The sequence below is a fragment of the Variovorax sp. PvP013 genome (assembly GCF_050435945.1).
Taxonomy (GTDB): Bacteria; Pseudomonadota; Gammaproteobacteria; order Burkholderiales; family Burkholderiaceae_C; genus Variovorax.
This window is the reverse complement of record NZ_JBNDLF010000002.1, coordinates 171,843-186,431: the sequence shown is the minus strand read 5'-3', so window position 1 is coordinate 186,431 and position 14,589 is coordinate 171,843. Positions and strand designations below refer to the sequence as shown.

At 67.7% G+C, this 14,589-nt stretch carries 13 protein-coding genes; all 13 read left to right on the top strand.

Annotation, left to right across the window (positions count from 1 at the left end; genetic code table 11):
• Positions 1-11: 11 nt before the first annotated feature.
• Positions 12-950 carry a class I SAM-dependent methyltransferase gene (locus ABID77_RS08765; RefSeq protein WP_429593875.1) on the top strand — a complete coding sequence of 313 codons (939 nt, stop codon included), beginning with the start codon at positions 12-14 and terminating at the stop codon, positions 948-950.
• A gap of 25 nt (positions 951-975) precedes the next feature.
• Complete coding sequence (locus tag ABID77_RS08760) at positions 976-1,671, top strand: transposase (protein WP_429593872.1); 696 nt, start codon at positions 976-978, stop codon at positions 1,669-1,671.
• A gap of 273 nt (positions 1,672-1,944) precedes the next feature.
• Positions 1,945-6,690, top strand: coding sequence for a glutamate synthase-related protein (locus ABID77_RS08755; RefSeq protein WP_429593869.1), 4,746 nt, complete (start codon positions 1,945-1,947; stop codon positions 6,688-6,690).
• A 41-nt stretch (positions 6,691-6,731) separates the two neighbouring features.
• Positions 6,732-8,210, top strand: coding sequence for a glutamate synthase subunit beta (locus ABID77_RS08750; RefSeq protein ID WP_429593866.1), 1,479 nt, complete (start codon positions 6,732-6,734; stop codon positions 8,208-8,210).
• Positions 8,211-8,324: 114 nt separating this feature from the next.
• Positions 8,325-9,173 carry an ABC transporter ATP-binding protein gene (locus tag ABID77_RS08745; RefSeq protein ID WP_429593862.1) on the top strand — a complete coding sequence of 283 codons (849 nt, stop codon included), beginning with the start codon at positions 8,325-8,327 and terminating at the stop codon, positions 9,171-9,173.
• Positions 9,170-9,952, top strand: a complete 783-nt coding sequence (mlaE, locus tag ABID77_RS08740) for a lipid asymmetry maintenance ABC transporter permease subunit MlaE (RefSeq protein WP_429593859.1) — start codon at positions 9,170-9,172, stop codon at positions 9,950-9,952. Before ABID77_RS08745 ends, mlaE begins: the two co-directional genes overlap by 4 nt.
• Before the next feature lie 13 nt (positions 9,953-9,965).
• On the top strand, positions 9,966-10,454 hold the full coding sequence (gene mlaD, locus ABID77_RS08735) for an outer membrane lipid asymmetry maintenance protein MlaD (protein ID WP_429593856.1): 489 nt from the start codon (positions 9,966-9,968) through the stop codon (positions 10,452-10,454).
• 74 nt (positions 10,455-10,528) lie between these two features.
• Complete coding sequence (locus ABID77_RS08730) at positions 10,529-11,212, top strand: MlaA family lipoprotein (RefSeq protein WP_429594751.1); 684 nt, start codon at positions 10,529-10,531, stop codon at positions 11,210-11,212.
• 180 nt (positions 11,213-11,392) lie between these two features.
• Entirely contained in the window at positions 11,393-12,064 is a 672-nt protein-coding gene (locus tag ABID77_RS08725) for an MlaC/ttg2D family ABC transporter substrate-binding protein (protein ID WP_429593853.1), read from the top strand.
• A 7-nt stretch (positions 12,065-12,071) separates the two neighbouring features.
• Complete coding sequence (locus ABID77_RS08720) at positions 12,072-12,347, top strand: STAS domain-containing protein (protein WP_429594748.1); 276 nt, start codon at positions 12,072-12,074, stop codon at positions 12,345-12,347.
• 83 nt (positions 12,348-12,430) lie between these two features.
• Positions 12,431-13,378, top strand: coding sequence for an ABC transporter ATP-binding protein (locus ABID77_RS08715; RefSeq protein ID WP_429593850.1), 948 nt, complete (start codon positions 12,431-12,433; stop codon positions 13,376-13,378).
• Positions 13,375-14,145, top strand: a complete 771-nt coding sequence (locus ABID77_RS08710) for an ABC transporter permease (protein WP_429593848.1) — start codon at positions 13,375-13,377, stop codon at positions 14,143-14,145. Before ABID77_RS08715 ends, ABID77_RS08710 begins: the two co-directional genes overlap by 4 nt.
• 143 nt (positions 14,146-14,288) lie before the next feature.
• Complete coding sequence (locus ABID77_RS08705; protein WP_429593845.1) at positions 14,289-14,531, top strand: BolA family protein; 243 nt, start codon at positions 14,289-14,291, stop codon at positions 14,529-14,531.
• Positions 14,532-14,589: the final 58 nt, after the last annotated feature.

Genomic DNA, 14,589 nt, shown 5'->3' with positions numbered 1-14,589 from the left:
GAGATCCGACCATGACCACCCCGACCGCCAGAACCGCCCGCAAGACAACGCAACAGGCCCGGCCCGGCCCGGCCATCAAGCTCGGCAAGGCCGACCAGGCCGCCGCCGACGTGCTGCAGGAGCTGCGCCCCGGGCAGTCGATCGAGCTGCTCAAGGAGCTGCACATCCTCACGCGCGAGGGCCGGCTCAACCAGGATTCGCGCCGCAAGCTCAAGCAGGTCTACCACCTGTTCCAGTTCATCGAGAAGCTGCTGCGCGAACTGCCCGACGAAGGCGCCCACGCCACGCTGGCCGACCACGGCGCGGGCAAGTCGTACCTGGGCTTCATCGTCTACGACCTGTTCTTCAAGGCGCAGGGCGGGGCGGGGCAGGGGCAGGGTGGCCGGGTCTACGGCATCGAGACGCGGCGCGAACTCACCGACCGCTCGCGCGAGCTGGCCGATCGGCTGGGCTTCGACCGCATGGACTTCCTGAACCTGACGGTGGCCGAGTCCACGCACGCGGCCGAACTGCCGGCGCGCATCGACATGGTGACGGCGCTGCACGCCTGCGACACCGCCACCGACGACGCCATCGCCTTCGGCCTGGCGAAGCAGGCGCGCTTCATGGTGCTGGTGCCGTGCTGCCAGGCCGAGGTGGCCGCCTGCCTGCGCCAGACCAAGACGCTGTCGCTCTCGCGCACGCCCCTTGCGGAACTGTGGCGCCATCCGCTGCACACGCGCGAGATCGGCAGCCAGCTGACCAACGTGCTGCGCTGCCTGTATCTGGAGGCCCGTGGCTACCAGGTGACCGTGACCGAGCTGGTCGGCTGGGAGCACAGCATGAAGAACGAACTCATCATCGCGCGCCGCACCGGCCAGCCCAAGGCCGGTGCGGCCGACCGGCTGCGCGGCCTGCTGGCCGAATTCGGCCTGACGTCGCTGCTGGAGACGCGCTTCCGCCTCGACTGACGTCCCGAGCGAGAAGCATCGCCGCATGGCTCGACTGCCCCGCCTCACGCTGGCCGACCAGCCGCACCACGTGCTCCAGCGCGGCAACAACCGCCAGCCGATCTTCGTCGACGACATCGACCGCGAGCGCATGCTGGCATTGCTGGCGGAGAACGTGCCGCGCTGGGGCATCGCGCTGCATGCCTACGTCCTGATGGACAACCACTTCCATCTGCTGGCCACGCCCTCGGCCGCCGACGGTCTGCCGAAATTCATGCAGGCGGTCGGGCGCAGCTACGTGCGGTGGTTCAACGACCGCCACGCGCGCACCGGCACGCTGTGGGAAGGGCGCTATCGCTCGACGGTGGTCCAGGCGGAACGCTGGCTGCTGCCGTGCATGGTGTCGATCGACCTCAATCCGGTGCGCGCCGGTCTGGTGCCCGACGCGTCGGCTTACCGCTGGTCGAGCCATGCGCACTATGTCGGCGTGCGCGGCGACCGGTCGATCTCGCCGCCGCCGCAATATTGGGCATTGGGCAACACGCCGTTCGCACGCGAGGCGGCCTATGCCGAGCGGGTGGCCGCCGGCATCGGAGCGGCCGATCAGGCGGTGATCACCGAATCGCTGCTCCAGGGCTGGGCGGCGGGCGACCCGCGCTTCCTGGCCAGGTTGCAGGAAGCGACGCCGCGGCGCGTGGAGAAGATGCGCTCGGGTCGACGTCCGAAGAGCAACGTCGAATAAAGCCTGGACCGCACGGCGGATCGATGCGAGTCGAAAGGCCCTTCATGAATGTTTTCAATGTGTCCCCAATTAATACTTGAACATATCGTTCGGAAATTAAATGGAATCTGACCCTCATTAAAGTACTTGGCATTGTTCGTGCAACGTCCTATCCTCGTCCGTGGAGAGTTTTGTCCGCCGTCGACCCGGGTCGACCCGCGCGCGAGGCTTTCCTCCCCCACGAGTCTTGAATCGTGACGTCAGTCCCACGAAGAAATTGAAGGAACGCGCCCCATGACGACGGCTGCCGAGATCCAACACCTGGAACAGCACGGTCTGTATTCCGCCAGCAACGAACACGACGCCTGCGGTCTCGGTTTCGTGGCTCACATCAAGGGCGAGAAGCGCCACGACATCGTGACGCAGGCGCTCAAGATCCTGGAGAACATCGACCACCGCGGCGCCGTCGGCGCCGACAAGCTGATGGGCGACGGCGCCGGCATCCTGATCCAGATCCCCGACGCGCTCTATCGCGCCGAGATGGCCGCGCAGGGCGTCGAACTCCCGCCCTACGGCGAATACGGCGTCGGCATGATCTTCCTGCCCAAGGAGCACGCCTCGCGCATGGCCTGCGAGCAGGAGATGGAACGCGCTATCAAGGCCGAAGGCCAGGTGCTGCTCGGCTGGCGCGACGTGCCGGTCAACCGCGACATGCCGATGTCGCCGGCCGTCAAGAAGACCGAGCCGATCCTGCGCCAGGTCTTCATCGGCCGCGGCAACGACGTGATCGTGCAGGACGCCCTGGAGCGCAAGCTCTACGTCATCCGCAAGACGGCCAGCGCCAACATCCAGAACCTCGCGCTCAAGCACAGCAAGGAGTACTACGTCCCGAGCATGTCGAGCCGCACGGTGGTCTACAAGGGCCTGCTGCTGGCCGACCAGGTGGGCGTGTACTACCTCGACCTGTCCGACGAGCGCTGCGTCTCGGCCATCGGCCTGGTGCACCAGCGCTTCTCGACCAACACCTTCCCCAAGTGGCCGCTGGCCCACCCGTACCGCTACGTCGCCCACAACGGCGAGATCAACACGGTGCGCGGCAACTACAACTGGATGAAGGCGCGCGAGGGCGTGATGTCGTCCCCGGTGCTCGGCCCCGACCTGAAGAAGCTCTACCCGATCAGCTTCGCCGGCCAGTCCGACACCGCCACCTTCGACAACTGCCTCGAACTCATGACCATGGCCGGCTACCCGATCAGCCAGGCCGTGATGATGATGATCCCCGAGCCGTGGGAGCAGCACTCGACCATGGACGAGCGCCGCCGCGCCTTCTACGAGTACCACGCCGCGATGATGGAGCCGTGGGACGGCCCGGCCTCGATCGTCTTCACCGACGGTCGCCAGATCGGCGCGACGCTCGACCGCAACGGCCTGCGGCCGTCCCGCTATTGCGTGACCGACGACGACCTGGTCATCATGGCCTCGGAGTCCGGCGTGCTGCCGGTGCCCGAGCAGAAGATCGTGCGCAAGTGGCGCCTGCAGCCGGGCAAGATGTTCCTGATCGACCTGGAACAGGGCCGCATGATCGACGACGACGAGCTCAAGGCCTACGTCGTCAACACCAAGCCGTACAAGCAGTGGATCGAGAACCTGCGCATCAAGCTCGACAGCGTCGAAGCGCCGGCGGCCGGGATGCCCAAGAGCGACGTCTCGCTGCTCGACCGCCAGCAGGCCTTCGGCTACACGCAGGAGGACATCAAGTTCCTGCTGAGCCCCATGGCGCAGGCCGGCGAGGAGGGCATCGGCTCGATGGGCAACGACAGCCCGCTGGCCGTGCTCTCGAACAAGAACAAGCCGCTCTACAACTACTTCCGCCAGATGTTCGCGCAGGTCACGAACCCGCCGATCGACCCGATCCGCGAAGCCATCGTGATGTCGCTCAACAGCTTCATCGGGCCGAAGCCCAACCTGCTGGACATCAACCAAGTCAATCCGCCGATGCGCCTCGAGGTCGCCCAGCCGATCCTCGACTTCGCCGACATGGCCAAGCTGCGCAACATCGAGCAGCACACGCAGGGCAAGTTCCGCTCGACCACGCTCGACATCACCTACCCGGCCGACTGGGGCCGCGAGGGCGTCGAGGCCAAGCTGGCGTCGCTGTGCGCCGAGGCCGTCGACGCCATCAAGGGCGGCAGCAACATCCTGATCGTGAGCGACCGCGGCGTCAGCGCCACGCAGGTCGCGATCCCCGCGCTGCTGGCTTCCAGCGCGATCCACCAGCACCTGGTGCGCGAGGGCCTGCGCACCACCACCGGCCTGGTGGTGGAGACCGGCAGCGCGCGCGAGGTGCATCACTTCGGCGTCCTGGCCGGCTACGGCGCCGAGGCGGTGCATCCGTACCTCGCGATGGAGACGCTGGCCCAGCTGCACGCCGACCTCAGCGGCGACCTCTCGGCCGAGAAGGCGATCTACAACTACGTCAAGGCGATCGGCAAGGGCCTGTCGAAGATCATGTCCAAGATGGGCGTGTCGACCTACATGAGTTACTGCGGCGCGCAGCTGTTCGAGGTCATCGGCCTGAACAGCGTCACCACCGACAAGTACTTCACCGGCACGGCCAGCCGCGTCGAGGGCATCGGCGTCTTCGAGATCGCGGAGGAAGCCCTGCGCATGCACGGCGCGGCCTTCGGCGACGACCCGGTGCTGGCCAACATGCTGGACGCCGGCGGCGAATACGCCTGGCGCACGCGCGGCGAGGACCACATGTGGACCCCCGACGCCATCGCCAAGCTGCAGCACAGCACGCGTGCCAACAACTGGAGCACCTACAAGGAATACGCCCAGATCATCAACGACCAGAGCCGTCGCCACATGACCCTGCGGGGCCTGTTCGAGTTCAAGCTCGATCCGGCCAAGGCGATTCCCGTGGAAGAGGTCGAGTCGGCCGCCGACATCGTCAAGCGCTTCGCCACCGGCGCCATGTCGCTCGGCTCGATCTCGACCGAGGCGCATTCGACGCTGGCCGTGGCCATGAACCGCATCGGCGGCAAGAGCAACACCGGCGAGGGCGGCGAGGACCCGAACCGCTACCGCAACGAGTTGAAGGGCATCCCGATCAAGGTCGGCGACACGCTCAAGAGCGTGATCGGCGAGGCCAACGTCGAGGTCGACCTCGACCTGAAGGTGGGCGATTCGCTGCGCTCGAAGATCAAGCAGGTGGCCTCGGGGCGCTTCGGCGTCACGGCCGAGTACCTGAGCTCGTCCGACCAGATCCAGATCAAGATGGCCCAGGGCGCCAAGCCCGGCGAGGGAGGCCAGCTGCCCGGCGGCAAGGTCACGGAGTACATCGGCAAGCAGCGCTACTCGGTGCCCGGCGTGGGCCTCATCAGCCCGCCGCCGCACCACGACATCTACTCGATCGAGGACCTGGCGCAGCTCATCCACGACCTGAAGAACGTCGCGCCGCACGCCAGCATCAGCACCAAGCTGGTCAGCGAGGTGGGCGTGGGTACCGTGGCCGCGGGCGTGACCAAGTGCAAGAGCGACCACATCGTGATCGCCGGCCACGACGGCGGCACCGGCGCCTCGCCCTGGTCGTCGATCAAGCACGCCGGCGGCCCGTGGGAGATCGGCCTGGCCGAGACGCAGCAGACGCTGGTGCTCAACCGCCTGCGCGGCCGCGTGCGCGTGCAGGCCGACGGCCAGATGAAGACCGGCCGCGACGTCGCCATCGGCGCGCTGCTGGGAGCCGACGAGTTCGGCTTCGCGACGGCGCCGCTGATCGTCGAGGGCTGCATCATGATGCGCAAGTGCCACCTCAACACCTGCCCGGTGGGCGTGGCCACGCAGGACCCGGTGCTGCGCCAGAAGTTCTCCGGCAAGCCCGAGCACGTCGTCAACTACTTCTTCTTCATCGCCGAGGAAGTCCGCCAGATCATGGCGCAGCTGGGCATCCGCAAGTTCGACGACATGATCGGCCGTGCCGACCTGCTCGACATGAGGAAGGGCATCGCGCACTGGAAGGCCAGCGGCCTCGACTTCAGCCGCCTGTTCGCGCTGCCCATCGTGCCGGACGACGTGCCCCGCTTCCACGTCGAGGATCAGGACCACGGCCTGGAGCACAACCTCGACACCAAGCTCATCGAGAAGTCGCGCGCGGCCATCGACAAGGGCGAGAAGGTGCAGTTCATCGAGGTGGTGCGCAACGTCAACCGCACCGTCGGCGCCAAGCTGTCGGGCGCGCTCACGCGGGTCCATCCCGAGGGCCTGCCGGACGACTCGATCCGCATCCAGCTCGAGGGCACCGGCGGGCAGTCGTTCGGCGCGTTCCTCGCGCGCGGCATCACGCTCTACCTGATCGGCGACGCCAACGACTACACCGGCAAGGGCCTGTCGGGCGGCCGCATCGTGGTGCGCCCGAGCCTGGACTTCCGCGGCGAGGCGGTGCGCAACACCATCGTCGGCAACACCGTGATGTACGGCGCCACCACCGGCGAGGCCTACTTCTGCGGCGTCGCCGGCGAGCGCTTCGCGGTACGGCTGTCGGGCGCGACGGCGGTCGTCGAGGGCACCGGCGACCACGGCTGCGAGTACATGACCGGCGGCACGGTCGCCGTGCTGGGCAAGACCGGGCGCAACTTCGCCGCCGGCATGAGCGGCGGCGTGGCCTTCGTCTACGACGAGGACGGCCAGTTCGCCTCGCGCTGCAACCTGTCGATGGTGTCGCTGGAGAAGGTGCTGACCAAGGCCGAGCAGACCGCCACGGTCGATCGCGGCATCTGGCACAACGGCATGACCGACGAGGCCCAGCTCAGGAAGCTGCTGGAGGACCACCACCGCTGGACCGGCAGCAAGCGCGCGCGCGAGCTGCTCGACGACTGGACCGTCAACCGGACCAAGTTCGTCAAGGTGTTCCCCAACGAGTACAAGCGCGCCCTCGGCGAGATCCACTACCGCAAGACGCTCGCCACCTCGACCGGCAACGACGCCCAGGCCGGCCTGCAGCCGGGCGCGACGGCCGCCCGCAAGAGCGCCGCGGTCTGACGACGGCGACCCCGCAGAAACCAAGAACCAAGGACAGCACGATGGGAAAGATCACCGGCTTCATGGAGTACGAGCGCATCGAGGAGGGCTACAAGCCCCCGACCGAGCGGCTCAAGCATTACAAGGAATTCGTCGTCGGCCTCGACGCCCAGCAGGCCCAGGTCCAGAGCGCGCGCTGCATGGACTGCGGCACGCCGTTCTGCAACAGCGGCTGCCCGGTCAACAACATCATTCCGGACTTCAACGATCTGGTGTATCGCGACGACTGGCAGAACGCCTTCGCAGTGCTCGACTCGACCAACAACTTCCCCGAGTTCACCGGCCGCATCTGCCCCGCGCCCTGCGAGGCGGCCTGCGTGCTCAACGTGAACGACGACGCGGTGGGGATCAAGTCGATCGAGCACGCCATCATCGACCGCGCCTGGGACGAGGGCTGGGTCAAGCCGCGCGTGGCCAAGCACAGGACGGGCAAGAAGGTCGCCGTGATCGGCGCCGGCCCGGCCGGCATGGCCGCGGCCCAGCAGCTCGCCCGCGTCGGCCACGACGTGACGCTGTTCGAGAAGAACGACCGCGTGGGCGGTCTGCTGCGCTACGGCATCCCCGACTTCAAGATGGAGAAGACGCACATCGACCGCCGCGTCGAGCAGATGAAGGCCGAGGGCGTGACCTTCCGCCTGGGCGTCGTCGTCGGCGCGGCCAAGGAGCCGATGGGCAAGGGTTCCAAGGTCACCAACTGGGCCAAGGAGACCGTCACGCCCGAGCAGCTCGACAAGGAGTTCGACGCCGTGGTGCTGACCGGTGGCGCCGAGCAGTCGCGCGACCTGCCCGCGCCCGGCCGCGAGCTCGACGGCATCCATTTCGCGATGGAATTCCTGCCGCAGCAGAACAAGGTCAACGCCGGCGACAAGCTGAAGAACCAGCTGCGCGCCGAGGGCAAGCACGTCATCGTCATCGGTGGCGGCGACACCGGCAGCGACTGCGTGGGCACCAGCAACCGCCACGGCGCCGCCAGCGTCACGCAGTTCGAGCTGATGCCCCAGCCGCCGGAAGAGGAGAACCGGCCGATGACCTGGCCCTACTGGCCGTACAAGCTGCGCACCAGTTCCAGCCACGAGGAGGGCTGCGAGCGCGAGTTCGCCATCTCGACCAAGGAATTCATCGGCGACGGCAAGAAGATCACCGGATTGAAGACCGTCCGCGTCGAGTGGAAGGACGGCAAGATGGTCGAGGTGCCGGGCAGCGAGAAGGTCCTCAAGGCCGACCTCGTCCTGCTGGCGATGGGCTTCGTGAGCCCGGTGGCGAGCGTGCTCGACGCCTTCGGCATCGAGAAGGACGGCCGCGGCAACGCCAAGGCGACGGTGGAGTTCACCGGCGGCTACGCGACCAGCGTGCCCAAGGTCTTCGCGGCCGGCGACATCCGGCGTGGCCAGTCGCTGGTGGTGTGGGCGATCCGCGAGGGCCGGCAGGCCGCGCGCGCGGTCGACGAGTTCCTGATGGGCTACAGCGACCTGCCGCGATAGCCCGACGGCCCGGCGGGACCGGACCGTCGTGGCGTCACCACACCGGCTCCCTTATCATGGGGCCAACCGCAAGCCGGGATTTCCCTGAAAAGGGCACCCGGCTTTTTCTTTTCGATGGACGCCAGCACCCCCCCACCCACCGCCCTTGTCGAATTCCGCGACGTGACCTTCGGTTACGGCGAACGCGCCATCCTGGACGGCGTCTCCTTCGCCATCCCGCGCGGCAAGGTGACGGCGTTGATGGGCGCCTCCGGCGGCGGCAAGACGACCGTGCTGCGCCTGATCGGCGGCCAGGTGCGGGCGCGCAGCGGCGAAGTGCTGCTCGACGGCGCCGACGTCGGCCGCATGGACGCCGCGGCGCTCTACGCGGCCCGGCGCCGCATGGGGCTGCTGTTCCAGTTCGGCGCCTTGTTCACCGACATGAGCGTCCTCGACAACGTGGCTTTTCCGCTGCGCGAGCACACCCAGCTGCCCGAGGCCCTGGTGCGCGACATCGTCCTCATGAAGCTCGATGCCGTCGGCCTGCGCGGCGCGCGCGACCTGATGCCCAGCGAGGTGTCCGGCGGCATGGCGCGGCGCATCGCGCTGGCGCGTGCCATCGCGCTCGACCCCGATCTGGTGATGTACGACGAACCCTTCGCCGGCCTCGATCCGATCTCGCTGGGCACCGCCGCGCGGCTGATCCGCCAGCTCAACGACACCCTGGGGCTGACCAGCGTCGTCGTCTCGCACGACCTGGAGGAGACCTTCCGCATCGCCGACCACGTCGTCATCCTGGCCAACGGCGGTGTCGCCGCGCAGGGCACGCCCGACGACGTGCGCCGGAGCACCGATCCGCTGGTGCATCAGTTCGTCCACGCGCTGCCCGACGGACCGGTGCGCTTCCACTATCCGGGCGTGAGCGTCGAGGACGATTTCGGTCCCGTGCATCAGGTTCCGGCGGTTCCGAAGGAGCAGGCATGAGTCTCTGGAAGCCGGCCGACCTCGGTTTCGCCGTGCGCGGCAAGCTGGCCGACATCGGCCGCGGCACGCGCCTGTTACTGCAGCTGGTGCGCCACGGCGGTGCGGCGCTGCGCCGTTTCGGCCTGGTGCGCGACCAGCTCCATTTCCTCGGCAACTATTCGCTCGCGATCATCGCCGTCTCCGGCCTGTTCGTCGGCTTCGTGCTCAGCCTGCAGGGCTACAACCTGCTGCAGCGCTTCGGTTCGGCCGAGGCGCTCGGCCTGGTGGTGGCGCTCGGTCTGCTGCGCGAGCTGGGACCGGTCATCGCGGCGCTCCTGTTCGCCGGCCGGGCCGGCACCGCGCTCACGGCGGAGATCGGTCTCATGAAGGCCGGCGAGCAGCTCAGCGCCATGGAGATGATGGCGGTCGACCCGGTGCGGCGCGTGCTGGCCCCGCGCTTCTGGGGCGGCGTCATCGCCATGCCGCTGCTGGCGTCGGTCTTCAGCGCGGTCGGCATCCTGGGCGGCTACATCGTCGGCGTGGTGCTGCTGGGCGTCGATTCCGGCGCCTACTGGGGCCAGATGCAGAGCGGCGTCGACGTCTGGGGCGACGTCGGCAACGGCCTGATCAAGAGCATCGTCTTCGGCATCACCGTCACCTTCGTGGCGGTGCACCAGGGCTACGAGGCGCTGCCCACGCCCGAGGGCGTCTCGCGCGCCACGACCCGCACCGTCGTCGTGGCCTCGCTGGCCGTGCTCGGCCTCGACTTCCTGTTGACCGCGCTGATGTTCAGCGTCTAGGAGAACACATCCCATGCAACGTTCCAGCAACGACATCTGGGTCGGCCTGTTCGTGCTGATCGGTGGAGCGGCCCTGCTGTTCCTCGCGCTTCAGTCGGCCAACCTGCTCAACCTCAACTTCCAGAAGACCTACGCCGTCACGGCGCGCTTCGACAACATCGGCGGTCTGAAGCCCAAGGCGGCGATCCGCAGCGCCGGCGTGGTGGTTGGGCGCGTCGATTCGATCCGCTTCGACGACAAGACCTTCCAGGCCAGCGTCGACCTGGCGCTGCAGAGCAGCTACCAGTTCCCCAAGGACAGCTCGCTCAAGATCCTGACCAGCGGCCTGCTCGGCGAGCAGTACATCGGCATCGAGGCCGGGGCCGACGCGAAGAACCTCGAACCCGGCGATACGATCACCGCCACCCAGTCGGCGGTCGTGCTGGAAAACCTCATCAGCCAGTTTCTCTTCAGCAAGGCCGCCGAAGGAAGCGACACGCCCGAAAAGGCACCCAAGAAATGAACCCGCGACCCTTCCCCACCTTCGGCTTCACGTCCGCCCGCGCCCGGCCCCTGCGCCTCGCCGCGGCCCTCGGCATGCTGGTCCTCGCGACCGGCTGCGCGACCGGTCCGCGCGCCACGGCGCCCAATCCGGCCGATCCGTTCGAGCCGTTCAACCGCGGCGTCTCGCGCTTCAACGACGTCGTCGACGACAACGTGCTGGTCCCCGCGGCCACCGCCTACCGCAAGGTGCTGCCTTCGCCGGTGCGCTCGGGGGTCAACAACTTCTTCGGCAACCTCGGCGACGTCTGGAATTTCGCCAACAACGTATTTCAGCTGAAGGCGCAGAACAGCGCCGAGACGTTCATGCGGCTCAACGTCAACACGTTCTTCGGACTCGGCGGCCTGATCGACGTCGCGACCGAACTCGGCATCGACCGCCATCCGGAGGACTTCGGCCAGACGCTCGGCCGCTGGGGTGTTCCCAGCGGCCCCTACGTGGTGCTCCCGCTCCTCGGCCCCTCGACCGTGCGCGACACCGCCGCCTTGCCGGTGAACGTGCAGGGCGACCTCGTCCGGCAGGTCTCCGACATCCCGGTACGCAACTCGATGTACGTGCTGCGCATCGTCGACCTGCGCTCGAACTACCTGCGCGCCAGCCAGCTCATCGGCGACGCGGCGCTCGACCGCTATTCGTTCACCCGCGACGCCTACCTGCAGCGCCGCCGCAGCGAGGTCTACGACGGGAATCCGCCGGACGACGGAAAAGGCGCGGACTGACGGCGGACGGCGGCGAGTCCGCATAGGCTGGTCGTCGCTCGACAGGGATCGTTCTCCGGAACCGGTCCGGCGAAAGCGTCTCCAAGCGCTTGAGGGCCGGCCCTCCCGCATTGCAGGACGCCGATTCCGCCCCATGTGCCAGTCATCCCCGAATCATCGACCCAGGAAAGCTTCCGACCCATGAAAACCACCGCCGTCACCACCGCCACCGTGCAACGCCGTTTCCTGGGGCGCATCGTCCTGGCCAGCGCCATGCTCTTCGGTGCCGCCGCCGTGTTCGTCAGTCCCGCGCGCGCCGCCGACGAGACCCCCGACGCGCTGGTCCAGCGTATCTCCGGCGACGTGCTCGCCACCATCAAGGCCGACAAGTCCATCAAGGCCGGCGACATCGGCAAGATCATGGTGCTGGTCGACAGCAAGATCATGCCGAACGTCAATTTCCAGCGCATGACGGCCTCGGCCGTCGGTCCGGCCTGGCGCACGGCGACGCCGGAGCAGCAGAAGCGCCTTCAGGACGAATTCAAGACGCTGCTGGTGCGCACCTACGCCGGCGCGCTCGACCAAGTGAGCGACCAGAGCGTGACCGTGCGGCCGTTCCGCGGCTCGCCCAACGACAAGGAGGTCCTGGTGCGCACCGAGATCCGCGGCGGCGGCGATCCGGTGCAGCTCGACTACCGGCTCGAGAAGACGCCGGGCGAGGGCGGCGGCTGGAAGGTCTACAACCTGAACGTGCTGGGCGTGTGGCTGGTCGATACCTACCGCACCCAGTTCTCGCAGCAGATCAACAGCAAGGGCATCGACGGCCTGATCGCCGCCCTGGCCGCGCGCAACAAGAGCAACGGAACCAACTGACGTGAGCATGCTGGTCCTGCCCGCCACGTTGCGCCACGAGGAGGCGCCGGCCTGCATGCGCATGCTGCAGCAGGGCCTGGCGGCACAGCAGAAGCAGTCCGTGGCGATCGTCGACGCCACCGCGCTGGCGCAGTTCGACTCCTCGGCCCTGGCCGTGCTGCTCGAATGCCGGCGCGAAGCCGCCACGCTGGGTCGCGGTTTCGCCGTCAAGGGCCTGTCGCCGCGACTGCGCGAACTCGCCACGCTCTACGGGGTGGCGGGACTGCTGCCCAGCGCGCCCTGACGCTTCGGGCGACAATGCGCCCCCGGCGGCCAATCCCCGCATCCCCTCGACAGAACACCTCCCCGTAAAATCGCGGGCGCTCCATGTCCGCGATCTCGTTCCAATCGGTCTCCAAGACCTTTCCCCCCTCGCGCCAGCAGAAATCCCAGGGCCAGCCCGGCCTGAAGGCGGTCGATCAGGTCGACTTCGCGATCGAGGAGGGTGAATTCTTCGGTCTGCTCGGCCCCAACGGTGCCGGCAAGACGACGCTCATCAGCATGCTCGCCGGCCTGGCGCGCCCAACGACCGGATCCATCGCCGTGCATGGCTTCGACGTCCAGCGCGACTACGCCCAGGCCCGTCGTCACCTGGGCATCGTGCCGCAGGAACTGGTGTTCGATCCGTTCTTCAACGTGCGCGAGTCGCTGCGCATCCAGTCGGGCTACTTCGGCATCAAGAACAACGACGCCTGGATCGACGAGCTGCTGCACAACCTCGGCCTGGCGGACAAGGCCAACGCCAACCTGCGCCAGCTCTCGGGCGGCATGAAGCGCCGCGTGCTGGTCGCGCAAGCGCTGGTGCACAAGCCGCCGGTCATCGTGCTGGACGAGCCCACCGCCGGCGTCGACGTCGAACTGCGCCAGACCCTGTGGCAGTTCGTCGCCCGCCTCAACCGCGAGGGCAGCACCGTGCTGCTCACCACCCATTACCTCGAGGAAGCCGAGGCGCTCTGCCACCGCATCGCCATGCTCAAGCAGGGCCGCGTGATCGCGCTCGACCGCACCAGCGAACTGCTGAAGTCGGCCGCGAGCAACGTGCTGCGCTTCAAGACCGACGCCGACCTGCCCTGGGCGCTCGCGCAGCACGCCCGGATCACGGGCCGCATCGTGCAGTTGCCGGCGCAGAACGCGCACGAGGTCGAGCAGTTGCTCGTGGCGCTGCGCGAGGCCGGCGTCGCCGTGGAGGACGTCGAGATGCGCAAGGCCGACCTGGAGGACGTGTTCATCGACCTGATGGCCGGCGAGCAGACGCCCCTGGAGGTCGCGCGATGACGAAGTTCCAACCCACCGGCTGGCACGCGCTGCTCTACAAGGAGACGCTGCGCTTCTGGAAGGTCGGCTTCCAGACCGTCGGCGCGCCGGTGCTCACGGCCGTGCTCTACCTGATGGTGTTCGGCCACGTGCTCGAGGGCCACGTCAAGGTCTACGGCTCGATCAGCTACACGGCCTTCCTGATCCCCGGCCTGGTCATGATGAGCATGCTGCAGAACGCGTTCGCCAACAGCTCGTCGTCGATCATCCAGAGCAAGATCATGGGCAGCCTGGTGTTCGTGCTGATCACGCCGCTGTCGCACTGGGGCTGGTTCCTCGCCTACGTCGGCTCGTCGGTGATCCGCGGCCTGGCGGTGGGCCTGGGCGTCTTCGTCGTGACGCTGTTCTTCGCCGTGCCGGACTTCGTCGCGCCGCTGTGGATCCTGGTGTTCGCCTTCCTCGGCGCCGCCATCCTGGGCACGCTGGGCCTCATCGCCGGCCTGTGGGCCGAGAAGTTCGACCAGATGGCGGTGTTCCAGAACTTCCTGATCATGCCCATGACCTTCCTGTCGGGCGTGTTCTATTCGATCGGCTCGCTGCCGCCGTTCTGGCAGGGCGTGAGCCACCTCAACCCGTTCTTCTACATGATCGACGGCTTCCGCCACGGCTTCTTCGGCGTCAGCGATATCTCGCCGTGGGTGAGCCTGGCGATCGTCGGCAGCGCCTGGCTGGTGGTGAGCGCCATCGCCGTGCATCTGCTGCGCATCGGCTACAAGATCCGAGGCTAGGAGCATGGCTCATCCCCAGTCTTCGCGCACTGCGTGTCGCTTCGCCAACCCCCTTCCGGGGGCGACACCGGCGGCCCGGCGGAGCCGGTTCCGCGGTGTTTCTTGCTGATCCACAAGCCCCCTGGCTACCTGCGTTTTCCCCTATGACCGCTGACGAACTTCGAGACATCATTTCCGCCGACCTGGCCTGCGAGCACATCGCGCTGGAGGGCGACGGGCGCCATTGGTACGCGACCATCGTCTCGTCGGAATTCGACGGGCTGCGCGCCATCCAGCGGCACCAGCGGGTCTACCGCACGCTGGGTGCGAAAATGCACACCGACGAGGTGCACGCGCTGTCGATGAAGACCTTCACGCCGGCCGAATGGGCGGCTGCACCGCGTTGACGTCGGTCCGGGGCCGTGCGCCCCGGTTTCCCGCCGCCGCCACAACCGGCATTCGCCT

Coding starts and splice junctions, on each gene's coding strand:
- ABID77_RS08765 (WP_429593875.1), top strand. CDS start 12: ATGACCACCCCGACCGCCAGAACCGCCCGCAAGACAACGCAACAGGCC.
- ABID77_RS08760 (WP_429593872.1), top strand. CDS start 976: ATGGCTCGACTGCCCCGCCTCACGCTGGCCGACCAGCCGCACCACGTG.
- ABID77_RS08755 (WP_429593869.1), top strand. CDS start 1,945: ATGACGACGGCTGCCGAGATCCAACACCTGGAACAGCACGGTCTGTAT.
- ABID77_RS08750 (WP_429593866.1), top strand. CDS start 6,732: ATGGGAAAGATCACCGGCTTCATGGAGTACGAGCGCATCGAGGAGGGC.
- ABID77_RS08745 (WP_429593862.1), top strand. CDS start 8,325: ATGGACGCCAGCACCCCCCCACCCACCGCCCTTGTCGAATTCCGCGAC.
- mlaE (WP_429593859.1), top strand. CDS start 9,170: ATGAGTCTCTGGAAGCCGGCCGACCTCGGTTTCGCCGTGCGCGGCAAG.
- mlaD (WP_429593856.1), top strand. CDS start 9,966: ATGCAACGTTCCAGCAACGACATCTGGGTCGGCCTGTTCGTGCTGATC.
- ABID77_RS08730 (WP_429594751.1), top strand. CDS start 10,529: ATGCTGGTCCTCGCGACCGGCTGCGCGACCGGTCCGCGCGCCACGGCG.
- ABID77_RS08725 (WP_429593853.1), top strand. CDS start 11,393: ATGAAAACCACCGCCGTCACCACCGCCACCGTGCAACGCCGTTTCCTG.
- ABID77_RS08720 (WP_429594748.1), top strand. CDS start 12,072: ATGCTGGTCCTGCCCGCCACGTTGCGCCACGAGGAGGCGCCGGCCTGC.
- ABID77_RS08715 (WP_429593850.1), top strand. CDS start 12,431: ATGTCCGCGATCTCGTTCCAATCGGTCTCCAAGACCTTTCCCCCCTCG.
- ABID77_RS08710 (WP_429593848.1), top strand. CDS start 13,375: ATGACGAAGTTCCAACCCACCGGCTGGCACGCGCTGCTCTACAAGGAG.
- ABID77_RS08705 (WP_429593845.1), top strand. CDS start 14,289: ATGACCGCTGACGAACTTCGAGACATCATTTCCGCCGACCTGGCCTGC.